Source organism: Pseudomonas sp. SM4 (genome assembly GCF_051913165.1).
Classification (GTDB): domain Bacteria; phylum Pseudomonadota; class Gammaproteobacteria; order Pseudomonadales; family Pseudomonadaceae; genus Aquipseudomonas.
Genome location: NZ_JBODOE010000001.1, coordinates 43,465 through 68,129 on the forward strand (window position 1 = coordinate 43,465; position 24,665 = coordinate 68,129).

At 59.2% G+C, this 24,665-nt stretch carries 20 protein-coding genes, 1 other RNA gene and 1 pseudogene; 14 read left to right on the top strand and 8 right to left on the bottom strand.

Translation table 11 applies throughout. The annotated features are described in order from the left end of the window. Position 1: 1 nt before the first annotated feature. Both ACQ4MY_RS00180 and ACQ4MY_RS00185 read left to right on the top strand, forming a co-directional pair. Complete coding sequence (locus ACQ4MY_RS00180) at positions 2-1,477, top strand: N-acyl-D-amino-acid deacylase family protein (RefSeq protein ID WP_440093080.1); 1,476 nt, start codon at positions 2-4, stop codon at positions 1,475-1,477. Positions 1,478-1,612: 135 nt separating this feature from the next. Then, complete coding sequence (locus ACQ4MY_RS00185; protein WP_440093081.1) at positions 1,613-1,981, top strand: glyoxalase superfamily protein; 369 nt, start codon at positions 1,613-1,615, stop codon at positions 1,979-1,981. Positions 1,982-2,086: 105 nt separating this feature from the next. On the opposite strand, the gene ACQ4MY_RS00190 is transcribed toward ACQ4MY_RS00185, so the two are convergent. Both ACQ4MY_RS00190 and gliR read right to left on the bottom strand, forming a co-directional pair. Continuing rightward, positions 2,087-2,452, bottom strand: coding sequence for a DUF6124 family protein (locus tag ACQ4MY_RS00190; RefSeq protein WP_158830174.1), 366 nt, complete (start codon positions 2,450-2,452; stop codon positions 2,087-2,089). A 510-nt stretch (positions 2,453-2,962) separates the two neighbouring features. Beyond that, a complete protein-coding gene (gene gliR, locus ACQ4MY_RS00195; protein ID WP_440093085.1) occupies positions 2,963-3,979 on the bottom strand; it encodes an AraC family transcriptional regulator GliR in 1,017 nt (338 codons plus the stop codon). A gap of 209 nt (positions 3,980-4,188) precedes the next feature. Here gliR and ACQ4MY_RS00200 point away from each other — a divergent pair, with 209 nt between their 5' ends. From ACQ4MY_RS00200 to ACQ4MY_RS00235, 8 genes are all read left to right on the top strand, one after another. Then, positions 4,189-5,784, top strand: a complete 1,596-nt coding sequence (locus ACQ4MY_RS00200; protein ID WP_440093087.1) for an FAD-binding oxidoreductase — start codon at positions 4,189-4,191, stop codon at positions 5,782-5,784. Between the two features lie 5 nt (positions 5,785-5,789). Beyond that, the gene (locus ACQ4MY_RS00205; RefSeq protein ID WP_440093089.1) at positions 5,790-7,382 is read left to right on the top strand and encodes a glycerol-3-phosphate dehydrogenase/oxidase; all 1,593 of its coding nucleotides are present in this window, start codon (positions 5,790-5,792) and stop codon (positions 7,380-7,382) included. 20 nt (positions 7,383-7,402) lie between these two features. Continuing rightward, positions 7,403-8,971, top strand: a complete 1,569-nt coding sequence (locus ACQ4MY_RS00210) for an FGGY-family carbohydrate kinase (RefSeq protein ID WP_440093091.1) — start codon at positions 7,403-7,405, stop codon at positions 8,969-8,971. 556 nt (positions 8,972-9,527) lie between these two features. Then, positions 9,528-10,817, top strand: a complete 1,290-nt coding sequence (locus ACQ4MY_RS00215) for a phospholipase (RefSeq protein ID WP_440093092.1) — start codon at positions 9,528-9,530, stop codon at positions 10,815-10,817. A 49-nt stretch (positions 10,818-10,866) separates the two neighbouring features. Further along, complete coding sequence (locus ACQ4MY_RS00220; RefSeq protein WP_440093094.1) at positions 10,867-12,825, top strand: DUF1302 domain-containing protein; 1,959 nt, start codon at positions 10,867-10,869, stop codon at positions 12,823-12,825. Between the two features lie 162 nt (positions 12,826-12,987). Beyond that, positions 12,988-14,361 (top strand): DUF1329 domain-containing protein, encoded by a 1,374-nt coding sequence (locus tag ACQ4MY_RS00225; protein WP_440093095.1) that lies wholly within the window; start codon positions 12,988-12,990, stop codon positions 14,359-14,361. Between the two features lie 156 nt (positions 14,362-14,517). Next, a complete protein-coding gene (locus ACQ4MY_RS00230; protein WP_440093097.1) occupies positions 14,518-14,871 on the top strand; it encodes a type II toxin-antitoxin system HigB family toxin in 354 nt (117 codons plus the stop codon). Positions 14,872-14,924: 53 nt separating this feature from the next. Further along, positions 14,925-15,398, top strand: coding sequence for a helix-turn-helix domain-containing protein (locus tag ACQ4MY_RS00235; protein WP_440093099.1), 474 nt, complete (start codon positions 14,925-14,927; stop codon positions 15,396-15,398). Positions 15,399-15,543: 145 nt separating this feature from the next. Here ACQ4MY_RS00235 and ACQ4MY_RS00240 read toward each other — a convergent pair whose 3' ends face one another. Both ACQ4MY_RS00240 and ACQ4MY_RS00245 read right to left on the bottom strand, forming a co-directional pair. Then, on the bottom strand, positions 15,544-16,407 hold the full coding sequence (locus tag ACQ4MY_RS00240; RefSeq protein ID WP_371924523.1) for a methyl-accepting chemotaxis protein: 864 nt from the start codon (positions 16,405-16,407) through the stop codon (positions 15,544-15,546). Continuing rightward, a pseudogene (locus ACQ4MY_RS00245) lies at positions 16,402-17,463 on the bottom strand (methyl-accepting chemotaxis protein); the annotation flags it as partial. The pseudogene ACQ4MY_RS00245 and the gene ACQ4MY_RS00240, both read right to left, overlap by 6 nt. Before the next feature lie 254 nt (positions 17,464-17,717). Between ACQ4MY_RS00245 and ACQ4MY_RS00250 the strand changes: the two are divergent. After that, entirely contained in the window at positions 17,718-18,389 is a 672-nt protein-coding gene (locus ACQ4MY_RS00250) for a histidine phosphatase family protein (RefSeq protein ID WP_440093100.1), read from the top strand. Beyond that, a complete protein-coding gene (locus tag ACQ4MY_RS00255; RefSeq protein ID WP_440093101.1) occupies positions 18,386-19,216 on the top strand; it encodes a phosphatase PAP2 family protein in 831 nt (276 codons plus the stop codon). Before ACQ4MY_RS00250 ends, ACQ4MY_RS00255 begins: the two co-directional genes overlap by 4 nt. Before the next feature lie 127 nt (positions 19,217-19,343). On the opposite strand, the gene ACQ4MY_RS00260 is transcribed toward ACQ4MY_RS00255, so the two are convergent. Then, complete coding sequence (locus ACQ4MY_RS00260) at positions 19,344-20,822, bottom strand: ArnT family glycosyltransferase (protein ID WP_440093103.1); 1,479 nt, start codon at positions 20,820-20,822, stop codon at positions 19,344-19,346. A 30-nt stretch (positions 20,823-20,852) separates the two neighbouring features. Then, on the bottom strand, positions 20,853-21,440 hold the full coding sequence (gene rimJ / locus ACQ4MY_RS00265) for a ribosomal protein S5-alanine N-acetyltransferase (protein ID WP_440093105.1): 588 nt from the start codon (positions 21,438-21,440) through the stop codon (positions 20,853-20,855). 221 nt (positions 21,441-21,661) lie between these two features. On the opposite strand from rimJ, the gene ACQ4MY_RS00270 reads away from it, so the two are divergent. Beyond that, on the top strand, positions 21,662-22,240 hold the full coding sequence (locus ACQ4MY_RS00270) for a GNAT family N-acetyltransferase (RefSeq protein WP_440093106.1): 579 nt from the start codon (positions 21,662-21,664) through the stop codon (positions 22,238-22,240). 102 nt (positions 22,241-22,342) lie between these two features. Here ACQ4MY_RS00270 and ACQ4MY_RS00275 read toward each other — a convergent pair whose 3' ends face one another. Continuing rightward, positions 22,343-22,777: a hypothetical protein gene (locus ACQ4MY_RS00275; RefSeq protein WP_440093108.1), complete on the bottom strand. Its 435-nt coding sequence runs from the start codon at positions 22,775-22,777 to the stop codon at positions 22,343-22,345. Positions 22,778-23,012: 235 nt separating this feature from the next. Here ACQ4MY_RS00275 and ACQ4MY_RS00280 point away from each other — a divergent pair, with 235 nt between their 5' ends. Beyond that, complete coding sequence (locus tag ACQ4MY_RS00280) at positions 23,013-24,053, top strand: EamA family transporter (RefSeq protein WP_440093110.1); 1,041 nt, start codon at positions 23,013-23,015, stop codon at positions 24,051-24,053. Positions 24,054-24,190: 137 nt separating this feature from the next. Here ACQ4MY_RS00280 and ssrA read toward each other — a convergent pair. Continuing rightward, positions 24,191-24,587: a transfer-messenger RNA gene (gene ssrA / locus ACQ4MY_RS00285) on the bottom strand. Positions 24,588-24,665: the final 78 nt, after the last annotated feature.

Genomic DNA, 24,665 nt, shown 5'->3' on the forward strand with positions numbered 1-24,665 from the left:
CATGTTGTACGACACCCTGATTCGCAACGCCTTGATCATCGACGGCAGCAACACGCCCGGCTACCAGGCCGACGTGGCAATCCGCGATGGCCGTATCGAGCGCATCGGCGATTTGTCCGAGGCCACGGCGACCGAAGAAATCGACGCCGCCGGCCGCGTGCTGGCGCCGGGTTTTATCGACGTGCACACCCATGACGACACGGTAGTGATTCGTCAGCCAGAGATGCTGCCAAAACTCAGCCAGGGCGTGACCACAGTGATTGTCGGCAACTGCGGGATCAGCGCTTCGCCGGTGACGCTGCAGGGCAATCCGCCGGACCCGATGAACCTGCTCGGCACCGCGGCGGCGTTCGTTTATCCCCGTTTCAGCGATTACCGCGCGGCAGTCGAAGCGGCGAACACCACGCTGAACGTCGCCGCACTGATCGGCCACACGGCGCTGCGCAGCAATCATCTGGATGACCTGTTGCGCACCGCGACCCCGGATGAAATCGCCGCGATGCGCGAGCAATTGCGTGAAAGCCTTGAGGATGGTGCGTTAGGTTTATCCACAGGTCTGGCCTACGCCAGCGCTTACAACGCCTCCACCGATGAAGTCATGCAATTGACTGAAGAACTCACGGCATTCGGCGCGGTGTACACCACGCATTTGCGTAGCGAGTTCGCCCCGGTTCTGGAGGCGATGGACGAGGCGTTTCAGATCGGTCGTCACGCCAAATCGCCGGTGATCATTTCCCACCTCAAATGCGCCGGCGTGGGTAACTGGGGGCGCAGTCCCGAGCTGCTCGCATCATTGGAAGAAGCCGCGAAAACCCATCCGGTCGGCTGCGATTGCTATCCGTATGCGGCGAGCTCTTCGACGCTGGATTTGAAGCAAGTTACCGATGCGCATCGCATCACCATCACCTGGTCGACGCCGCATCCGGAAGTCAGCGGTCGCGACTTGATCGACATCGCCGCCGAATGGAATCTGCCGCTGCTCGACGCCGCCAAACGCCTGCAACCGGCGGGTGCGGTGTACTACGGCATGGACGAGGCGGATGTACGAAGAATCCTCGCGCATCCGCTTTCGATGGTCGGCTCTGATGGACTGCCGGAAGACCCGTTCCCGCATCCGCGTTTGTGGGGCGCGTTCCCACGGGTGTTGGGCCATTTCAGTCGCGACGTCGGCCTGTTTCCGCTGCACACCGCCGTACACAAGATGACCGGTTTGTCGGCGGCACGGTTTGGTTTGAAGGAGCGCGGCGAGATTCGTGAAGGCTATTGGGCGGATCTGGTGTTGTTCGATCCGGCGACGGTGCGGGATGTCGCCGATTTCAACGATCCGCAAAGAGCGGCGCAGGGTATTGACGGGGTTTGGATCAATGGCGTGTTGAGTTACCGCGACGGGCAGGCGAACGGGCGCAGGGAAGGGCGGTTTCTGGCGCGCGAAGGTGATTTACGCAAAGGATTTCATCAGTCGAAATCCCCCCTGTAGGAGCTGCCGAAGGCTGCGATATTTTTGATCCACATCTCATAGTGGCACTGTGCAATTAAAGATTGTCGACACCAAGCCGAAGTGCTGACATCCAGCCCAACTACACTGTCGGGCCAACCAGTCAGGGAGCACCCCATGAGCTTCGGCAAAACCACCCCGATCCTGCGGATCTTCGATGAAGCCAAAGCCGTTGAATTCTACGTCGACTTCCTCGGCTTCAAAATCGACTGGCAGCACCGTTTCGAAGCGAATTTCCCGTTGTATCTGCAGGTGTCTCGCGGTGAGTGCGTGCTGCATCTGTCCGAGCATCACGGCGATGTGAGCCCGGGTTCGGCACTGCGTATTGAGACGGATGAGCTGGAGGTGTTTCAGCAGCAACTGCTGGCCAAGGACTACAAGTTCTCGCATCCGCAGATTCAGGCGATGCCGTGGGGCAGCCAGGACATGACCATCGCCGATCCGTTCGGCAATCGGTTGGTCTTCACCAACGCAATCAGCTCGTAAAAAACGCAGGCGCAAAGCTTGCTCGCGAAAGCATGGGTTCAGTCAGCACAGATGCTGAATGCCATGGCGCATTCGCGAGCAAGCTTTGCTCCTACAGGGCTGTCGTTATTCGGTTGGTACTAATTGGTCCAGCACGCGATTGACCGCCATTTCCGCCACCATCACCACTTGCGCAATGCCCTGCAAAGTCTTGCGATGGGTGCCTTCAACCTGCGCGGCATGGTTGTTGAGCATGACGGTGGCCGAGCCAAGGGTTTCGCTGGCGTCGGTCAGCAGGGATTCGGTGTTCGCCGCGGGGTTGGCCATGTACAGCGTGTTGGGCGAGTAGGGCGTGGCCATGAGGTCGGCGTTCGTCGGACCGAGGTAGTGGTCGAGCGCGCGCTCGGCGGCTTCGTGGAATTTCTTCGAATCGGGGGATTCGTAGGGGGATGCCGGGTCGGTGGCCGGCGGGTTTGGCGTAACTTTGAACATTAACCAGATCCTCAAATTAAGCTGGCCACCGCTTCTCTACTAAAAGAAGTGGAGGCAGCTATGCGCAGGTTAGTAGACCGGGGATCTGGGAAACCGGCGCGCCCGAGGGCGCCCTACGCACAGCCACCATAACGTTCAGGCAAGACCCGATTGCTTGATGAGCTATACGCCCCAAATATTCCGGGCTACTAAACCCGATCACTGGAAATCAGTGACGCAATCAAGTTACGCAGCATGCTCAGGGCGCACAAGCCGGCGGATTCTGGCGTAGGCGTAGGTTATGGCGCAAGGATTTGTGGGCTGTTTCGCGTAACGCCGGGTGTCCTTAAACAGCTGCGCTGCAGGATGTTTAATGCGCTCAGGTATCGAAGATTTGCTTGTAGGAATTGTGGGCTGCAACTGACGCCATCGCTGGCAAGCCAGCTCCCACAGTGTTTTGTGTCGTGCATAAAATTTGTGATCACCGCTGAACCTGTGGGAGCTGGCTTGCCAGCGATGACGCCGGCTCATTCACCCCCGATGCATCTGCCGAAACTCCCCCGGCGGCATCCCGCGTCGGCTCTTGAACGTGCGGTGGAACGATCTCGGTTCGGTAAACCCCAGATACTGCGCAATGTCCTGAATCGGCAACGTACTGTTGAGCAAGTAATGCTCCGCCAGCTCCTGGCGCAAATCATCGAGAATCTGCTGATACGACGTCCCCGCCTGATGTAACTGGCGCTGTAACGTACGCACCGACACCGCCAGATGCTCGGCCACCTGTTCCTTGCGCGGCAAGCCTTCCTTGAGCAACTGCCGCAGAATGTTCTTCACCTGCTGCTCCAGCGACGCATCCTCCAGCGTTGCCATCAACCCCAGCGCATGTTCCTCCAGTGTGCGCAGTAACTGCGCATCGGCCTGACGCAGCGGCAACTGCAAATACGCCAGCGGCACAACCAGCGCCGAGTACGGTTGATCAAACAGCACCGGGCAATCGAAAAACGCCTCGTACTGCGCAGGCGTCGCCTCGGCCGGGCACGCATGTTCGAGCCAGACAGCGGCCGGCGACATCTGCGTGTCGGCGATCCAGCGTGCATATTGCAGCCATGAGCCGAGCACGTTCTCCACCAGATGCCGGCGAATCCGTGGGCGCTGATAACGGCACGTCCAGATCAGATGCACGTGGCCATCCAGCACCTCGGCACGACTCACGCCCATGTCGCCGACCAGTTTTTCGAACGGCATGATCCGGCTCATCGCATCGCCCAACGTCGCGCAGTTCATGGTGATGTAACCGAGCACGCTCCACGAATTGGGCAGGACGAAATTCGCCGCGTTGAGCCCGAACAACGGATCCCCCGAATGCTCGCAGAAATAATCCAGCAAGCGTTCATGCGCCTCACCGGGCAAGCGCAGGGTGTTGTCGCTCAACTGCTGCGCCTGCAATCCCGCCGCCGCCAACGCTGGTTCGACGGCCATGCCCAGTTGTTCGGCATGGCGCAGGTATTTGAGCAGTGGCGGAACTGAGGTGAAGCCGAGCGATTGCATGATCCCTTCCTTTGATCGACGGCCGCGTGGGCGGATGAATGCCTGAAAGGTAATTTGAAACCCCGACTAAAGTAAATGGCTGACGCTTGCGCGACGTTTGACTCAATTGGCTACACGAACTGGCCGGATGCGACCGTGACACTTTGCGGCCGCTGGCTAGTATGGGGGCCTGAAATATCACTGATCTGACGGCAAAAAAGGACACACGCATGCGACGCTGGAACGGCTGGGGAGATGCAACCACGGTGGTCGAACTGCCGGCCCAGGGCGCGGAGTTTCTTCATGAGCGACTGGGCGAGGGGCGCGCGCTGCCCGATGCGACCCTTGAAGCGGCATTGGCGCGTGTGCCGAGTTCGCGGTTGCAGGCGCACACGTTGTACAGCGTCGATGCTCATGATCGTTTGCTGCATGCGCGGGGCCAGAGCCTGCCGGACTGGCTGGCGTTGCGCGAAGGTGCGCTGGACAATTATCCCGATGCGGTGGCGTTTCCCGAGACCGCTGAACATATTCGCCAATTGCTGGCGCTCGCTCACGAACAGGACTTGTGCCTGATCCCTTATGGCGGCGGTACTTCGGTGGCCGGGCACATTAATCCGCCGGATTCAGCGCGGCCAGTGGTGACGGTTTCGCTGGCGCGGATGAATCGCCTGATCGACCTCGACGAGCAGAGCCTGCTGGCGACGTTCGGCCCCGGTGCGAGCGGGCCGCAGGTGGAAAGTCAGTTGCGTGCGCGGGGCTATACGCTGGGGCACTTTCCGCAGTCGTGGGAGTTGTCGACGTTGGGTGGTTGGGTTGCCAGTCGTTCCAGCGGTCAGCAGTCGTTGCGCTATGGCCGGATCGAGCAGTTGTTTGCTGGCGGCACTTTGGAAACGTTCGCCGGGCGTTTGGAAATTCCAACTTTCCCGGCTTCGGCGGCGGGGCCTGATCTGCGCGAAGTGGTGCTCGGTTGCGAGGGCCGTTTCGGGATCATTTCCGAGGTCAAAGTGCGGGTCAGCGCGCTGCCCGCCGATGAACGTTTCTACGGCGTGTTTCTGCCCTCTTGGACCAAGGCCCTGCAAGCCATCCGCCAATTGGCCCAGGCACGCGTGCCGCTGTCGATGCTGCGTTTATCCAACGCCGTGGAAACCGAAACGCAACTGGCGCTGGCCGGTCATCCGCAACAAATCGCCTGGCTGGAAAAGTATCTGAAGCTAAGGGGGGCGGCAGAGGGCAAATGCCTGCTGACCTTCGGCGTCACCGGCAATCGTCGGCAAAACGCGCTGTCGCTGACCCAGGCGCGGCAGCATCTGAAGGCGTTCGGTGGCGTGTTCACCGGCACTTTGCTCGGCAAGAAATGGGCGCAGAACCGCTTCCGTTTCCCTTACCTGCGCGAGAACCTGTGGAACGCCGGTTACGTGGTCGACACCCTCGAAACCGCCACCGACTGGAGCAATGTCGACAACCTGCTCAACCTCATCGAAAACAGCCTGCGCGAGGCCTTGGCCGCCGAGGGCGAGCGCGTGCATGTGTTCACCCACTTGTCCCACGTCTACGGCGAAGGTTCGAGCATCTACACCACTTACGTGTTTCGTCCGGCCGCAGACTATCCGGCGACACTCGCGCGCTGGAAAGCGCTAAAACACGCGGCCAGCCAGACCATTGTCGACAACCACGGCACCATCAGCCATCAGCACGGCGTCGGCAAAGATCACGCGCCGTACCTGTTGCGTGAGAAGGGCGCACTGGCGATGGATACCTTGCAGGCGCTGAGTAAACACTTCGATCCGGCCGGGCGCCTCAACCCCGGCACGCTGTTGCCGGAGTGACGGCCATGAGTCATGACTGGAACGCCGCATGGCGCCAGCAGATTCTGCCAACACTGGCGGATGAAACCTGGGATCTGATCGTCATTGGTGGCGGCATCAGCGGCGCCGGCATCCTGCGTGAAGCAGCACGCCGAGGCTGGCGCTGCCTGTTGCTGGAACAGCGCGACTTTGCCTGGGGCACCTCCAGCCGATCGTCGAAAATGGTCCATGGCGGCTTGCGTTACATCGCCAAGGGTCAATGGCGCCTGACCCGCGATTCGGTGCGCGAACGTCAGCGCTTGCTCGACGAAGCGCCGGGGCTGGTCGAGCCGATGAGTTTCATGATGCCGCACTATCGCGGCGGCTTTCCCGGGCCTCGGGTGTTGGGTGGTTTGTTGAGTGTTTACGATGCTTTGGCCGGAAGGCGCAGCCATCGTTTTCATGATGCACAACAGCTCCGATATCTGGCGCCGGGCGTGAAGGAAAATAACTTGCTAGGCGGCACCAGTTTTGTCGATGCGCTGACGGATGACGCGCGACTGGTAATGCGCGTATTGAGCGAGGCGCGGGCGGATGGCGCGGTCGTGGTCAATAGCGTTCGCGTCGAGCATTTGCTGCGAGAAAACGGGCGAGTGTGCGGCGTTCAGATCGAAGACTGCGAGGCCGGCGCGACCCTGCAATTACGCTGTGGCGTGATCGCCGTGGCCACCGGCGCCTGGGCTGAACGCTTGCGGCCGACTGAGGCGCCACGGCAATTGCGGCCGTTGCGCGGCAGTCATTTATTGCTGCCGAACTGGCGTTTGCCAGTGGCGCAGGCGTTCACGTTTCTGCATGAACGCGACCGGCGTCCGGTGTTCGTTTTTCCTTGGGAAGGCGCGACGGTGGTCGGCACCACGGATCTCGATCATAGCGAAGATCTCGATCACAGCGCGAGCATCAGCGGCGAAGAACTCGACTATCTGCTGGCTGCCTGCACACAGCAATTTCCCGGTGCTGAAGTGACGGCGAATGACGTGCTGTCGACATGGTCGGGCGTACGTCCGGTGGTCGGCAGCGCAGGTGCGCATCAGGACAAACCCTCGAACGAAACCCGTGAACATGTGCTGTGGCAGGAGCCCGGTTGCGTGACGCTGGCCGGCGGCAAACTGACCACGTTCCGCCCGCAAGCCATCGAAGTGCTCAAGGCCTGCGCGGCGATGATCGAACGTGCCTTCGTCGATGATGCCGCGCCGGTGTTTGCCGCCGTTCCTGCGCTGCCGATTCCAGAGTTGAGCAACCATCAATGGCGACGCTTGGCCGGACGGCATGGCCGCAACCTGCCGAAGCTGGCGCAGATGATCAAAGACATCGGCCACGAAACGGTCGGCGCCACGGACACCTTGTGGGCGGAACTGGCCTTCGCCTGCGAAGCGGAAATGGTTCTGCACCTCGACGATCTGCTGTTGCGCCGCACGCGTCTCGGCCTGTTGCTGCCTCACGGTGGCGAAGACTATTTCACCGCCATCCGCCAAATCTGCCAGCCACGACTCGGTTGGAGCGACGAATACTGGCAACAGGAAGTGCAGCGTTATCAGGCGTTGTGGCAACGCCATCACGGTCTGCCGGATGCCACGCCTTGATGCCCCTTGAAGAGAGCTCCATGGATAACCACCCGAACAAGCGTTACCTGCTGGCGATCGACAACGGAACCCAGAGCGTGCGCGCGTTGCTCTTCGATCTGCAGGGCAATCTGCTCGGTAAAGGCAAGGTTGAATTGCAGGCGTATTACTCGACGCAACCGGGTTGGGCCGAGCAGGATCCGGAGTATTACTGGGCCAAACTCGGCGAGGCGTGTCAGCAAGTCTGGGCGCAAACCGGCATTGATCGTTCGCAGATTGCTGGCGTTTCCCTGACCACCCAGCGCGGCACGGTGATCAATGTTGATGCCGAGGGCAAACCGCTGCGCCCGGCGATTTTGTGGCTTGATCAGCGCCAGAGTGAAGTCGAGGGCGGGATCAAAGGGCCGTGGGGCTGGCTGTTCAAACTGGTCGGCGCGCAGGGTACGGTGGATTATTTTCGTGCCCAGGCTGAGGCGAACTGGATTGCGCAGCATCAGCCAGAGGTGTGGGCGGCGACCGACAAGTTTTTGCTGCTGTCGGGGTTTCTCACGCATCGACTGTGCGGGCGCTTTGTCGACTCGGTGGGTTGCTGCGTCGGCTATCTGCCGTTCGATTTCAAACGCCTGAAATGGGCCGCGCCGAGAGACTGGAAATGGCAGGCGTTGGCGGTACGTCCCGAGCAATTGCCGACCCTGTACAAACCCGGTGAAACCCTCGGCTACATCACCGCTGAAGCGGCTCGCCACACCGGCATTCCCGAAGGCTTGCCGCTGATTGCGGCGGGCGCCGACAAGGCTTGTGAAGTGGTCGGTGCCGGCGTGGTCGACGCGGGCACGGTGTGCCTGTCTTACGGCACCACGGCGACGATCACCAGCACCCGTTCGCGCTATCTGGAAATCGTCCCGTTGATTCCGCCGTATCCGTCAGCGGTGCCCGATCAGTTCAACTGCGAGGTGATGATTTATCGCGGTTACTGGATGGTCAGCTGGTTCAAGAACGAGTTCGGCTTGCGCGAGATGCAGCAGGCCAAAGAGCAGGGCATCGAGCCGGAGCAGTTGTTCGATGCGCTGGTCGATGCAGTGCCGCCAGGCTCGATGGGTTTGATGCTGCAACCGTATTGGTCGCCGGGGATTCGCGAGCCCGGCGTGGAAGCGAAAGGCGCGATGATCGGCTTCGGCGATGTGCACACCCGCGCGCATATTTACCGGGCGATTCTTGAGGGGCTGGCGTATGCCTTGCGCCAAGGCATGGAGAATATCGAGCGGCGTTCGAAGGTTTCGGTGAAGCGCCTGCGCGTGGCCGGTGGCGGTTCGCAGAGTGATGCGGCGATGCAGCTTACGGCGAATATTTTCGGCCTGCCGGCGGAGCGTCCGCATGTGTACGAAGCATCTGGCTTGGGGGCGGCGATCTGCTGTGCGGTGGGGCTCGGATTGCACGCAGATTTCCCAACTGCAATCGCCGCGATGACCCGCGTCGGCGAGGTCTTCACCCCACAACCCGATGCGCAGAAAATTTACGAGCAACTGTACAAAGAGGTCTACCTGCGCATGTACCGCCAGCTCAAACCGCTCTACCAAAGCATCCGCAAAATCACCGGCTACCCCGCCTGAAAAGCACACCACAATTCCCCTGTAGGAGCAGCCTTCGGCAGCTTCTACAGGGATCGTATCGTCACCTGAAATGGCGTACCGCCAGCTCAAACCGCTGTACCAGAGCATCCGCAAAATCACCGGCTACCCCGCCTGAAAGAACGCCACAAATCCCCCTGTAGGAGCTGCCGAAGGCTGCGATCTGTTGACCTTGTTTTTCAAGATCAACGTCAAAAGATCGCAGCCTGCGGCAGCTCCTACATAAATCGTATCGTGATCTGAAATGGCGTACCGCCAGCTCAAACCGCACTACCAGAGCATCCGCAAAATCACCGGCTACCCCGCCTGAAAAGCACACCACAATTCCCCCTGTAGGAGCTGCCGAAGGCTGCGATCTTTTGATCTTGTTTTTCAAGATCAACGTCAAAAGATCGCAGCCTGCGGCAGCTCCTACAGGGATCGTGTTGAGATTTGAATTGGCGCCATCGGAGACTTTTTCTGGTGAGATCGGACAGTGTCAGCGGCGGGGGCGGTTGTTAGGCTCATTCCCCACGGCACCTCCAATAAGAACCCGGCAATGAAGCTGACATTCCTCCTGTTGCTGCTTTGTGCAACGGCCCCAAGTGCTTGGGGCTGGTCGAACCATACGGTGGGCAGCTACCTGGCGTTGCAGGATCTGCCGGGGTTGCGCGATGCGCCGACCGTCGAAGTCGAGCCGCTGGAAAACTTCCTCACGCAGCAATACCAAGCCGTCAGCACATTGCTGGATGAGCAGGAAACCTTCGCCCGCGAACACTTCGCTCAATACCCGCCACGCCCCGACGCGCTGAAATTACCCGCCACGCCGAGTGACAATCTGCGCCACGACTTCCTCACGGCATTGCGCATCAATCCCGAGATTTACCTGGCGATGGTCATCCAGCCATTGCCCGGCAAAGACCTGGCCGAGCGCGAGCATTTGCAGGCCAATCAAGTCATGGTCGAGCAAACCCTCTCACCGTGGAGTCGCGAGCGCTTCATCGTTGTCGCCGACCGCGAAAAAGTCGCGCCGCTTGCGGTGCTGGCCAGCGCCGCTGATGAGCCGGATTACGGTCACGACATCAACCTGTTCAGCGACAACCCCGGTGCAGTCGGCGCGGTCTATGGCTTCGGCCCGCAGCCGTTCGGCGATGCGCGTTTCCAGTACAGCTCGCAGGCACCGTTTCACATGGGCTTCTTCCATGAGAGTGCGGTGGTTTACGCGGCTGCCGGTTTCCTTGAACGCAGTTGGCCGGACTGGCGCGCGTATCAATACATGGGGCTGGCGCGCCTGGCGTTTGCCAGCGGTCATCGGTACTGGGGCTATCGCTTTCTCGGCTGGGGCCTGCACCACATTCAGGACCTGACCCAGCCCTATCACGCCAAGCCATTGCCGGGAGTCGACCTCGCCAGTCTGCTGCTGCTGGAAGGTAAGGCCATCGCCGGATTCGCGGAGGACAAACAGGCCTCGATCGAGCGCGTCGCCACGCGGCACATGGAAGTGGAGAAGTACCAATCGACGTGGCTGCGCCGTTTGCTGCGCGCCGGCCAGCCGCATCCGATGCTCGACGCTTACGCCGATGTCGCCCGAGACAAAAGCTATCCGCCGTACTCGGTCGACTACCTGCGCGAAGTGGTCAGCGCCGAGTCGGTCGATGATTCCGCCGCCTTCGACGAAGCGATCGGCCAGTGGCTGGAAACGGCGCCAGCGACCAGCGATTTCAGCAGCGGCAATCAGCTGCAACGGGAAAATTTCGACCACCCGGCTCTCAACCAGCAACTGTTCAAGCTGCTGGGGCATTTCGGCGCGCACAGCCGGATCTACGTCAGCGCGGGATTGGCGCCCTAGCCCTCGCGGCAGGACAAAAAAAAATAAAAAAACAGGGAAGGAGGAACACATGATCAACACTCGATTGCGCCTGACGGGCGCCGCGCTCCCCGGTGTCGGCCTGGCCGGGCTGCTGCAACTGTGCGCAGTCGATGGCGCACACGCGGTGGAATTCAGCGTGCTCGACAAACAGGTCACCGGCTCGTTCGACACGACTTTGTCCTATGGCCGTTTGTGGCGGGTGCAGGGCCGCGATAAAACCAACGACGACGTCAACACCAACGACGGCAATCGCAACTTCGACACCGGGCTGGTTTCCGAGGTGTACAAGATCACCTCCGAGCTTGAGGCCAACTACCAGAACTACGGCGTGTTCATGCGCGGCACCGCGTTCTACGACACGCAACTGATGGACAAACGCAACAATTACTACGACAACAACAGCCCCTCGCAACCGAGCCAGAGCTACCCGCAGGACGACCACTTCACCGGCCAGACCCGTGACATCGCCGGCAGCCGCATCGAGATGCTCGACGCCTACGTGCATGGCAGTTGGGACGTTGCGCAGATGCCGGTGACCGCGCGTGTCGGCCGGCAGGTGTTCAATTGGGGCGAGGGGATTTTCTATCGCGGAGGGATCAACACCACCAACCCGGTGGACGCGGCCAAGTACCGACTGCCCGGCGCGGAAGTGAAGGAAGTGTTGGTGCCGGTGGAGGCGCTGAGCTTCAACGTCGGCCTCACCGATTCGCTGACGATGGAGAGTTTCTACCAGACCAACTGGAAGGAAACCCGCATCGATCCGGTCGGCACCTTCTACTCGCAAACCGACCTGTTCGCCGACGGCGGCAACACCGGTTACAACAACTTCAGCGGCACCGCGCTCGACACGCCGGTGCCGGGGTTTGGCAATGTCATCGGTCTGTACAGCGCGTTGGGCAACAACCCGTTGCTCAGTCCGGTTTTGCAGACCACTGGCCTGTACGCCAACGGCGTGACCCCAGCTTACGGCAACACGCTGAAGGTGGCGTCGGTCGGCAAGGACTACAACGCGCGCAACGATGGCCAGTTCGGCTTCGCCTTTCGTTACATCGCCGAGCAGCTCAACAGCACCGAGTTCGGTTTGTACATGGTCAATTACCACGCCAAGGAACCGACCATTGCGGCAGATCTGGGCGGCTACAACGGCATCGACATGAACGCCCTGACCAACCTGTTGGCCGGTGTTGCGGGCGATCAGGCGGGAGCGCTCGCCAACGGTCTGGCCACGGCTGATGTGATGGGCAACATTCAGGCGCATCGTCGCTATGCCGAAGACATTCGCATGTACGGTTTCAGCTTCAACACCACGCTGGGCGAGGCCTCGGTGTTCGGTGAAATCGCTTATCGGCCGAATCTGCCGATCGGCGTCGCGGCGACCAACGATTTGATCGGCGACCTGGCCAACGGTGCGGCTGTGGCGGTGACGGGCCGGTCGATCAACGTCGGCGGGCAGATGGTCAATCTCAACAGCGAGATCAACAACGCCGAGCGCGTCGAAGCGTTCAACACCTCGCTGGGCACCATTTACAACTTCGGCCCGACGGCTTCGTTCGACTCGCTGTTCGGCATCTTCGAACTGGCCTCCGAACACCTGCGCGGCAGCAGCCTGCAATACACCGCTTATGACGGCAGCACGCGTTATTACGCGGGTACCGGTAACTATTCCTATGTGTCCGGTGGTGATCGCGACGATCAGGTCAACCGTGATTCCTACAGCTACACGGCGATGCTCAACGGCACGTGGAACGACGTGTACGCCGGGGTCAACGTCTCGCCTTACGTGGTTTACAAGGATGACTTCAAGGGCAACAGCTACCAGGCCGGCAACACCATCGAAGGTCGCAAGGCCTACACGCTGGGGATCAAGGCCAACTACCAGAACAAGCTCGAAGCCGAACTGCAATACACCGAGTTCTACGGCGGCGGACAAAACAACGGCATCCGCGACCGCGACAACGTCGGGTTCAACCTCAAGTATTTCCTTTGATACCCAGAATACCGACGCACCCCTTGTAGGAGTGAGCCTGCTCGCGATGGCGGACTTTCAGTCGCAGTAGTTTTTGCCTGATACACCGCTATCGCGAGCAGGCTCACTCCTACAGGGGAGCTGCGGGCATTGCAGACCTCACTCCCATTTCGGAGATTGATCATGTTTCACAACTCACGATTGACTAAGGCTTCGCTCGGGCTTGTTCTAGGTCTGGCCGCCGGCAGCGTTTTCGCCGCCATTACCCCACAACAAGCCGAGCAACTGAAAACCACCCTGACCCCCATGGGCGCCGAGCGGGCCGGCAACGCCGCTGGCACCATCCCGGCCTGGACTGGCGGCATCACTCAGGCGCCCGCCGGCTACAAACCCGGCCAGCATCACCCCGACCCGTACGCCGCCGACAAACCGCTGTTCACCATCACCAAAGCCAATCTCGACCAGTACAAAGCGCACCTCACGCCCGGCCAGATCGCCCTGTTCAACAGCTACCCCGACACCTTCCAGATGCCGATCTATCCGTCCCGTCGCTCCGGTTCGGCACCGCAATGGCTGTACGACAACACCCTGAAAAACGCCACCTCGGCCAAGCTGCTCGAAGGCGGCAGCGGCTTCTCCGATGCCTACGGTGGCGTGCCATTCCCGGTGCCAAAGGACGGCGTTGAAGTGCTGTGGAACCACATCACCCGCTATCGCGGCATCTACGTCGTGCGCCGCGCTTCCGAAGCGCCAGTGCAACGTAACGGCAGCTTCGCGCTGGTGACGTCACAGCAGGAAGCGCTGTTCAACTACTACCGCCCGAACGGCCAGTTCGCCGATCTGAAAAACATCCTGTTCTACTACCTCGCCTTCGTGAAAAGCCCGGCGCGACTGGCCGGTGGCGCCGCCCTCGTGCACGAAACCCTCGACCAGCTCAAGGACGCACGCCAGGCCTGGATCTACGACGCCGGCCAACGCCGCGTGCGCCGCGCACCGAACCTTGCGTACGACACGCCGATCGCCTCCTCCGATGGCCTGCGCACCGCCGACGACACCGACCTGTTCAACGGCTCGCCGGATCGCTACGAGTGGAAGCTCAAGGGCAAACAGGAAATCTACATTCCCTACAATAATTACAAAGTCGGCAGCCCCGACGTGAAATACGCGCAACTGCTCACCCCGGGCCACCTAAACCCGCAATACACCCGCTACGAACTGCACCGGGTCTGGGTGGTGGAAGGCAACCTGAAACCGGGCTCGCGGCATATCTACTCGAAACGCGTGCTGTTTCTCGATGAAGACAGCTGGGGCGCGGCACTGGTCGATCAATACGACGGGCGAGGGGAGCTGTGGCGCGTGTCGATGGCCTACCTGAAAAACTTCTACGACCTGCCGACCACGTGGAGTGCGCTGGACGTTTTCCATGATCTGCAGGCGCGTCGTTACTATGTGCAGAACCTTGATAACGAGGAAGCGGAGACTGTCGATTTTGCACAACCGGTGCCGGAGGATGCGTATTTCATGCCGTCGGCGTTGCGGCAGCGTGGGACGCGGTAATGACTGAAGTCTAAGTCCACCGCTGACAGAAAAAGCCCGAAGCCACTGATACATTTGGCTTCGGGTTTGTTCTGTTGAGCTAAAAATATCTGCTTTAAAGATATCTGTATTTGAGATAATTTTTCCGCATGTAGGGATACCAGAACCGAAAATTGTATGAGAGTGATCACAAAAGCGGCGGTTGCGCGGGCCATTGAGACTCATGGCCAGTGGAGAGATCCTCTCACCTTGTGGCTAACCATCTTCGACAGAGCATCGCTGCGTTTCGAGTCATTTGAGAAGCTTCGTCAAGACTGGACCAGCGCCTCAGGTTGGAACGTCGATCATATCCCTCACTCGAAGCTGAGGCTGACGAGCAAGAAAGGCCCGCTTGATATTTACGTTTTTGATATCAAGAAAAACGAGTGCCGTGTCATTACGTGGATCAATACGAAGACTGGCACTCTCTATATCAAGGACATTCTTCCCCATCCCGGATATGACAAATGGTGGAAGGGTGATGTCAAGTAGTTGGCCAGAATGAAATACGCTATTTATGTTTAACGAAAATACAGGTGATCTCAATGAAGCGTAATAAAGTCGAAGCGACAGGACTGGATTCCTTCATAGCCGATATTTCACCCATGCTTGAGGGACTGGGCGATCAGCTAGCGACTTTGTCCAAGTTGTTGTCTGCCTGCCATGATCCGATAAAAAATGATGACGATCTGCAAGTGCGAATGGCCCTGATTGATGAGCTTTATTCCCACGCAAACACCGAGGATCATGCTGCTGCACGGTTTGCGGAGTTTGTGGCTGATCGGGTTTATGAGTACGAGAGTGAAACGGTGTTGATTGCTTATTCGTCCCAATCTGAAGCGCTGACGTTTCTGCTGTCGGAAAGAGGCGTCAAACAGAAGGACTTGTCTGAGATCGCAACTCAGAGTGCTGTTTCAGAGATATTGAATAACAAGCGAAAAATGACCGTTGCCCAGATAAAGGGATTCGCCGAGTTCTTTAAAGTGCCGGTCGAGTTTTTTATGCACGGTGTGGTTTGACGTGAAGCGGTGACAGGCCTGACGCAATCGCGGGCAAGCCCGCTCCCACAGGTTATGAGTCGCACACAACATCTGTGAACGACTGAAAAACCTGTGGGAGCGGGCTTGCCCGCGATTGGTTTTTTGCTTTAGCGCTGTATGAGGATCAAACGCGGAAGTGGCTGACCATCTGCTGCAACTGACCACCCAAACGTGCCAGTTCAACACTCGACGCCGCCGTCTCATCACTCGCCGCTGCGGTCTGTTCCGACACGTCGCGTACGTTGATGATGCTGCGGCTGATCTCTTCAGCCACTGCACTTTGCTGTTCAGCCGCCGCGGCGATCTGCTGGTTCATCGACTGAATATTCGACACCGTGCGGGTGATGTTTTCCAGCGATGCACCGGCCTTGCGGGTCAGGGCGACGCTGCTGTCGGTCAGTGCGCGGCTGTTGCTCATCACCGCCGAAACCTGCTGGGTGCCGTTCTGCAGACCGGCGACCAGCCCTTCGATTTCTTCGGTGGATTTCTGCGTACGCTGGGCCAGGCCACGCACTTCGTCGGCAACCACGGCAAAACCACGACCGGCTTCACCGGCGCGCGCTGCTTCGATCGCTGCGTTGAGGGCCAGCAGGTTGGTCTGTTCGGCAACGGCCTTGATCACGTCCATGACGCTGCCGATCTTGTCGCTTTCCTGTTGCAGTACGCTCATGGCTTCGGTCGAACGCACCACTTCGCTGGCCAGACGTTCGATCTGAGCGATGGCTTCGTTGACCACTTTGTCGCCTTCACGGGCTTCGCCGTCAGCGGCGGCAGCCGCTTGCGAGGCTTCTTCGGCGTTGCGCGCGACTTCCTGCACGGTGGCAGTCATTTCGTGCATCGCGGTGGCGACCTGATCGGTCTCGATTTTCTGGCTGTTCACACCGGCGCTGGTTTGCTCGGTGACGGCGGACAACTCTTCGGCGGCGCTGGCGATCTGGGTGACGCCGTCGCGGATGCCGCTGATCAAGTCGCGCAAAGTCACGCCCATGCGCGCGATGCCTTGTTGCAGCACACCGAGTTCGTCGCGGCGGGTGACGGTGACATTTTGGGTCAGGTCGCCGCTGGCGATGCGCTCGACCACGGCCAGGGTTTCTTGCAGCGGACGGGTGATCTGACGGGTGATGATCACCGCAGCGATCACGCCAACCAACAACGCCAGCAAGGTGCTGATCAGCTGGAAGGTGCGCGCCTGGGCGCTCTCGATGTCACGACGGTCGAGCTGGATCTGGTACAGCTGCTCGCTCAGGGTCACGATGGTGGCGCCCTGATCAGTCATTTCCTTGCGGGCCTGCACGGCTTCGGAGTTGGCGTTTTTATACGCCATCAACGCGCTGCGGTAGTTGCCCAGCGCTGTCTCTAACTGGCGCAGAGCGTCCTGCTGAGAGTCAGCGAAATGCACATTCAGTTGCTTGAGGCTGGCGATTGCCACGTCGACTTGGCCGACTGCTTTCTGCTCGGTTTCGGCATTGGTGGTCGCGGTGTAGCCGCGCACTTCATAGCGCGCGAGGATGAACGCTTCCTTGGCCGTGGTGATCGCCTGGAACTGGGCGAAACGCTGTTCGCTCATGTCCATTTGCTGCACGCTTTTGCTGATCGATTCGATCAGGTTGTAGGCGGTCTGAGCATTGGTATTCATGGTGTCGCGCGCGCTGTTGCCGGTGCGATACGAATTGCGCATTTTGTTCAGCGAGGTCTGGTATTCAGCGATGGTCGCTGCCTGCTCCTTGAGCAGTTTGACGTTTTCCGGGCTCTTGAAGCTGTTGATCAGCTTTTGCTGTTGCGCGGCGAAACCTTCAAGGGTGGTCTGCACGTTCTGCGCGGCGGTTTCATCGCCATTGGTCAGCATGTATTGCAGGCGCACCACGCGCAGTTTGGTCAGACCGGCGTTGAGCTGGGTGATGTCGCTCATCCAGTTGCTACGGTCGATCAGGCCACCGAGGCTGGTCCAGCCTGTCAGGGCCAGCACGCAGGTCAGGGCCAGCACAAGGCCGAAGCCCAGGCCCAGTTTCATGTTCACGCTGATGTTGCCGAACCAGCTATTCATCAAAAATCCTCCAGAAACGTAAGGTTTCTTAGTCGTCAGTTAGGCTGGAAGATTGTTGTTTTTTTGAGCCAGCAAGGGTGTTAGCAGGTCTTTATCGGCCGCAAATGCGAGAGCTGAAAGGTTTTTGTCGGACAGAATTTGTAACAGACCAGCCCAAGACTTTTTTCACATGGGTTTCACCGGCTGCCGACGCCCGCCTCTGTACCTTCGCTGCATCGAATGACAAGTGATGCAGGCTGGCGAGGCGGCTTTTTGTGGAATTGAGACTGAGTCTGTTCGGCGTCAAATGCTCGATCGATCTGAGCGCTCTGGCGCGTTTTCGCAACACCTGGGTGGTATTGGCCGCTTTGGTGCTAGTGATCCCACTGACGTTGTGGTTGCTCGCCCCGGCGGCGATCCCTGATCTGGCGCATGGCAATGTGGCCGGGGCCCAGGCGTTGGTGACTGGCTGGGAAAAGGGCGAGATGATCGTGCTGGTGCGCCACGTCGAGCGCTGCGATCACTCCAAAGCGGCGTGCCTGAGTGGCAATGACGGCATCACCGACCGCTCGCGCAGTGTCGCGGTCGCGGTCGGTGCGCAGTACGAGCAACTGGGGCTGAACAATGCCGACATCTATAACAGCCCAATGGTGCGCACCGTGCAGACCGCCGGGTACATGTTCAACCGCGCCGCAGTGGGCGAAGACTGGTTGATCAGTTGCAAGGGCCGCATGTTGCAAGAGGCGCTCGCGCACAAAGTATCGGGTCGTAATCTGATTCTGGTGACCCACAGCGAATGCATGGCGCAAATCGAAAAAGACCTGAAAGTGCCGGCGTCCGATCCCGGCTATGGCTCGTCACTGTTTGTTTCTGCTGCCAGCCCGGCGGCTCCGAAAATGCTCGGCTTCATTGAAGCCTCTGACTGGCACACGGTGACTACCGAATGAATACTCGTTTTTACGCTTACAACTTCGGCATCCCGCTGGCCTGCGCAGCGTTGGTGTTCCTGATGTTCGACATGACCAACATCGACATCGCTTTCAGCAATCTGCTGTTCGATCCGCTGACCCAAACCTTCCCGCTCGACAAGATTCATTTCTTTGAAAAACTGACTCACAAGTGGGCGCGGATCATTCCGAACTGGACGGCGGAAATCGCCCTGATCGGCGCGATGTTGTCGGTGGTCTGGCCGTTGGTCACTCCGCAAAAGCGCCCGCGACTCGGGGCCTTTCTTGAGCGAAGTAAAGTTGCTCCGCTGCTGCGATTTGCCGCCGATCACCGTAGGGATTTTTTCTTCGTCGTTGTGGCGTTTGCCGTTTGCACCGGCGTGATTCATTTCCTCAAGGCGCACACCAGCGTTTACTGCCCGATCGAAACCACGCTGTACGGTGGGAAAATGGCTCACGTTGAGTGGTACAACAATTTTCAGCTGTTCCATGAAGCAGGCGAGGGGCGCTGCTGGCCGGGCGGACATGCGTCGGGCGGTTTCACCATGCTGGCGCTGTACTTCGTCGCACGGCGCTATCAGTGGCGGTTTTCCAGCGCGATTCTGTGGGGTTCGTTGTTGCTTGGTTTTGTGTATGGCACGACGCGGGTTCTGCAAGGCTGGCACTACATGTCCCACACGTTCTGGGCGGGAATCTTCGTTTGGTTGGCGTGTTTGCTGACGGCGTTGGCGTTTTATGGGCGGGCGCGGCTGGAGCGGCCGGTGTTGGAAAAGCATCAACAGCGAGTGCCCGCCAGCAACTTGGCAACTCCCTTGAGCAACGAATAACCCTGTGGCCAGGGGATTTATCCCCGATGGACTGCGCAGCAGTCCTTTCTTTTGAATCAAAAGAGGGGGCGCTGCGCACCCCATCGGGGATAAATCCCCTCGCCACAAAGGTTGTATTCAGTCTGCTTCAGTCGCTGACGAAGTAGTAAGCCTGACGCCCGACCATCATGGTCTTCAACACTTTCAGCGGTGCGGCAGGCTCGGTGTCCGCCGAGATCACCGCCACATTGGTGGCTGCCGCAGCGAGAAAGTCCCGCAACTGCGCCTCTGTATCCAGACCTTTAAGCACGCTCTGCGTATAGAACACACTCGCACCGCCCACCCGTTCATTGGCTTGAAACAACGCAACCTGATGACCGTCCGCTTGCAACGCTTGAATGTGTTCGGTCAGCGGCAGGAACGACAGGTGTTTATCGGCGTTCGGCAACGTCCACTGTGCGGCAGCGAGATAGCTGCCGATCACTACGGTAAGGACAGCAGCGGCCAGTGCCTGACGATGCCTCGCGATTCGGCTGACAAAACCCTGGGCGGATTCGTACGCTTTCAGCTTGTCGAACAACACCCCCGCAAACTCGGCCGCAATCACCGCTGCCGCCGGGGTCATCGACATCAGGTACACCGTGCGCTTGCTCGAAGCCAATGTCAGCATCACGAATTGCGCGACGATCCACAGGCTGAAAAACAGCAGATACCGGTTGGCCTTCAACTCTTTGCGGAAATGCCACAGCCCCAGATACACCAGAATATTCCACGGCAAAAACGCTTCCGGCAGTTTCGCCAAGTAGTAGTAGAACGGCTCGTAATGCCCGGCCTCGACGAACGATCCGCTGAACCGTCCGACGCTGTTGGTCAGCAACACCTCCTTCACCGCTTGCGCGCCGCCATGTTGATAGAGCACTGCGAGCCAGATCATCAGCGGAATCAGCCCGACCAGAGTCAGTAATCCTGGCCACAGCCAGTCAGCGACTTTCAGACGCTTGTCGAGCAGATTGTCGGCCAGCAGATAAGCAAAAATCACCACCCCCGGCATCGCCAGGCCCAGCACGCCTTTACTCAAGGTCGCAATGGCGATCCCGCCGACAAACAGCAGCGAGTTGCTCGTAGAGGATGCGCGCTGCGCCTGGAAAAACGCCAGCAACGCCGCCGTCACACCGAGAGCGAGCAGCGCATCCTCGCCGACCCCACGCACGTTGCTCCAATAACTGGCCATGGTCGCCAACAGCATCCCTGTTGTCCACGCAACGATGTTAGGCCGCCCGAAACGCCGCAACATGCCGAACAACAGCATCACGCTGAGCAGTCCGGCCACCGCCGACGCCAGTCGCACCGCCCAGGGTGAAACGCCAAACACGCGCATGGCGCCGGCGTCGAGCCACAGACTCAACGGGGGTTTTTCCAGAAAAGGCTCGCCGAACAGACGCGGCGTTACCCAGTCGTTGTCCAGGTGCATCTCCATCGCGATCCCGGCGACGCGGGCCTCGGTAGAGCCTTGCAACTGGTGATTGCCCAAGGCGAAAAAGAACAGCAGGGCGGCAAGCAGAAACAGCGAAGTGGCGGCACGCGACATGGCTTTCAGGCTACCGGAAGGGGCGAGAACCTTGAGCATACGTCGCCATTGCTGAACAAATCGTGAAGCTCAACCCAGTTGCCGCGACCAACGCTTTTCCGGCGTTTCGAACAGCGGATTGACCAACGCCGTCAGCACGTGATCCTGCCAGCGTCCGGCAATGTTCAGATACGCTTTGGCATAACCTTCACGCTCGAAACCCAGGCGCTCAAGCAAGCGCGCACTGCGGTCGTTGCCGGGAATGTAGTTGGCCATGATCCGGTGCAGATTCTGGCTGTCGAACATGTAGCCGATGCCGGCCTCCAGCGCTTCCTGCATCAAGCCTTGGCCCTGATGGGCTTCGTCGATGTGATAACCCAGATAACACGCCTGAAACGCCCCGCGAATAATCCCGCTGAAATTGCACGCGCCGATCATTTGCTCACCGTCCGGCGTCAGCAGGGCGAAGTGCATGGCCAGTCCTGCCTCGAAAGCACTGGCCTGGATGTCCAAACGTCGACGAATCTGTTCGGTGGAGAAATACTCCGTGGTGCGGATCGGCGACCAGGGCGCGAGGTGGCGCAGGTTGCGCTTGTAGAAATCACTTTCCAGCGCGGCCTGATCCGAGGCAAGAATCGCCAGCGTCAGGCGTTGGCAGGGCAGGGTCAGCAGCGGCATCGGGCGCTCCGGTCAGGGGTATCAAAGGACAGAATTGACCGACGCGGCGGAAAATACAAACCGCTCTATAAAATCTGGCCACCCGCGGCACATACAAATAACGATGATGCTCTGTAGGAGCTGCCGAAGGCTGCGATCTGTTGATCTTGTTTACAATCGAAAGATCGCAGCCTTCGGCAGCTCCTACATGAGAGGTTTGGGCGATGTTCAGGGAGTGGGGCATGGAGTTTGCGTTTACTGTCGGTACCGAGTCGCTGACGTTACGATCGCCGGATCCGGCGATGAGCAAGGCGTTCCAGCAAGCGCTGAACGCCAGTTATCCACAGCACGCAGAATTTCTCGCCTGGGCCCGACCGCACACCACTGAGGCGCAGGCGCTGGAATCGTTATCGCGTGCCCGTGATGACTTCAGCAGTGAAACCGGTGAGCGCCGGTTGTTCATCATCAGTGCGGACGGGCAATCCATTCTCGGCTGCATCGGCTTGAAACCGCGTCCGCGCCAGCGCTTTGTTGTCGGTTACTGGGCCAACACCGAGTATTCGGGCAAGGGTTACCTGTGCGCCGCCCTCACTCAATTGGTGAAGCGCTTGCCTGATTCAACGTTTTACCTGACCACCTCGTCGGCAAACACGCGTAGCCAGCGACTGGCCGAAGCGGCGGGTTTTGCGCGGGTCAGAGTTCACCCGCGAGCCCGCCGCTCACCCCGCCATGGCGTGCAGGACACCTACGTGTATCGCTTCGACGCCAAACGACAGGCAAAAAAAAGCCCGCAGGAGCGCGGGCGAACCGTAGTTTCTTGAATGAGCGAGTGGACTGTACAGGTTTGGTTGTGAAGGAGCTGTGAAGAAAAATTCATCTGCTCTGCCGCCGCAACTGCCCGGCGACGCGGCCTCGGAATGAATTCAGCGCTTGGTTTTTGCGTCTGCCGCATCACCTTTGGCAAGGCTTACCGACAGCGCGTAATTGGCCACTTCAGCACGCCGCGCCGCATTGCGCATCAGATAGACCTGCACCGTGTATTCGCCGTCGGCGGGCAATGGGCCGAGGAAGTGATTCCCCATGATCGAACCGTTGAACAACGCCGAATCTGCGCCTTTGGCATTGATGTTGAAGTAGGCGGAGGTTTTCGACGGTTTGAAATCGACCGTCAGAACCTGCCCGGCCCTGGCGTTGAACGTGTACTCCGCCGTTTGATTGCCCTTGATCGACTGTTTAATCACAACACTGCCGACACCAGCCTTGAAAGCGATGGGTTCTACCCGTGGAGCGGGAGTGTCCGCCGCGTGGGCGCACAGCGAAATCATTGCCACCATGACGGCGGCGATCCAGGTTTTCATGTTCAGCCTCATTGCTCTTTGATGTTTGCAGCATAGAGCCAGTAACGAGCGCTCGCCGGGCTGCGATGCGGATTAAATGTTGCTGGATTTGAGCGTGTACTTGAAGGGGTTTTCCCGCAGGCGGATGTTCAAGCCTTTCCAGCGATCCGATGAAGAAGCGGTCTTCACATAATTCCTACGCCAGTAAAGCTACCATCCGGCGCATGCACCTCGGGTCTGACAGGGCGATCTCATCATGAACATGAATGTGCTCTACGCATTGGCCGCCGCGGCGTTGTTTGGCGCGAGCACGCCATTGGCCAAGCTCTTGGGCATGAATGCTCCGCCCATTCTGTTGGCCGGCCTGCTCTATCTCGGCAGCGGTGTGGGCCTGACGATTGTGCGGTTTGTTCGCGATAAAGGCTGGCGCGCGCCAGCACTCGCCGTCGGCGAATGGCCTTGGTTGATCGGTGCGATCGTCTTTGGCGGTGTGCTGGCGCCCGTGGCGCTGATGTTCGGTCTGACTCGAACGGCGGGGGCGACCGCCTCGCTGATGCTCAATCTTGAGTCAGTGCTGACGGCGCTGCTGGCGTGGATCGTCTTCAAAGAGAATGCAGACCGGCGCATTGTGATCGGCATGATCGCAATCGTCTTGGGCGGCGTTGTTCTGTCCTGGCCGCAAGAGGCGGTTACGACTCAGGACTGGATCGGCCCTCTGGCCGTAGCTTTCGCCTGCCTGTGTTGGGCAATCGATAACAACCTGACGCGCAAAGTCTCGGCCTCGGACGCGCTGTTTATCGCCGGCAGCAAAGGCTTGGCGGCCGGCATGGTCAATTGCTCACTGGCCATGGCCATCGGCACACAATTGCCCACCACCGGCCCACTGATCTCAATCCTGCTGGTGGGCTTTCTCGGCTACGGCGTCAGCCTGGTACTGTTCGTACTCGCGCTTCGCGGACTCGGCAGCGCGCGTACTGGCGCGTATTTTTCAACGGCGCCATTTCTGGGGGCAGTCATCTCGATTCTGATACTGGGTGAGTCGGTCTCGGTGATGTTTTCGATCGCTGCGGCGTTGATGGCCCTTGGTGTGTGGATTCACCTGAGGGAGCACCATGCCCACGAACACCAGCATGAACCGCTCGAGCACCAACATCGCCATGTGCATGATGAACATCATCAGCATGAACATGCGTTTGAGTGGGACGGTTTGGAGCCGCATAGCCACGCGCATTCGCACGCGCCGATCCGTCATAGCCATGCGCATTTTCCGGATGTGCATCATCGGCATCGGCATTGATTGATGGGCCTGAAGGGCTGAGGAGAATTTCTCGGTAGCAGGTCGGTGCAGGATGGATGCGGTCGGTGGCTTTTGAGGCGCGTTATCCAAATCCCAGATACGAAAAAGCCCGCACTGGGCGGGCTTTTTCGTTGGGTTGGTGGAGCCGGGGGGATTTGAACCCCCGTCCGCCAGTACTCCGCTGTCGGTACTACATGCGTAGCCGTTTCTATTAAGTTAACCCTCAGCGACCCGAAGGGCAGGGTGCTTTGGGCGAGTTGTGTAAGTTTTAGCCGCTTCGTCCACAACGTACTGCACGGCGATTCTGTTCTATATGACAATCACTTTGGGTTTACAGACATCCCCTGGTGATTGCTGGACCCGAAGGTACCAGAAGCTCAGGGCTAAGGCTGCTTACGCAGCGAGAGCGAATTCCTGGCCGTAGTTTTCGTCATTGGCAACTATAAGTAGTTGCAACAGTGGATTTACGACTTCTGTTACCAAGTCGGCATGCACCTAAAGTTTCGCAACCGGCGTCGAATCCTAAACGGCCCCGAACTCATTGCTCAGTACATCTGTTTGAGCAACAAGCCTGTGCAGTGTACGTCAATCGGCCGGGAAGGCCAACCCGAA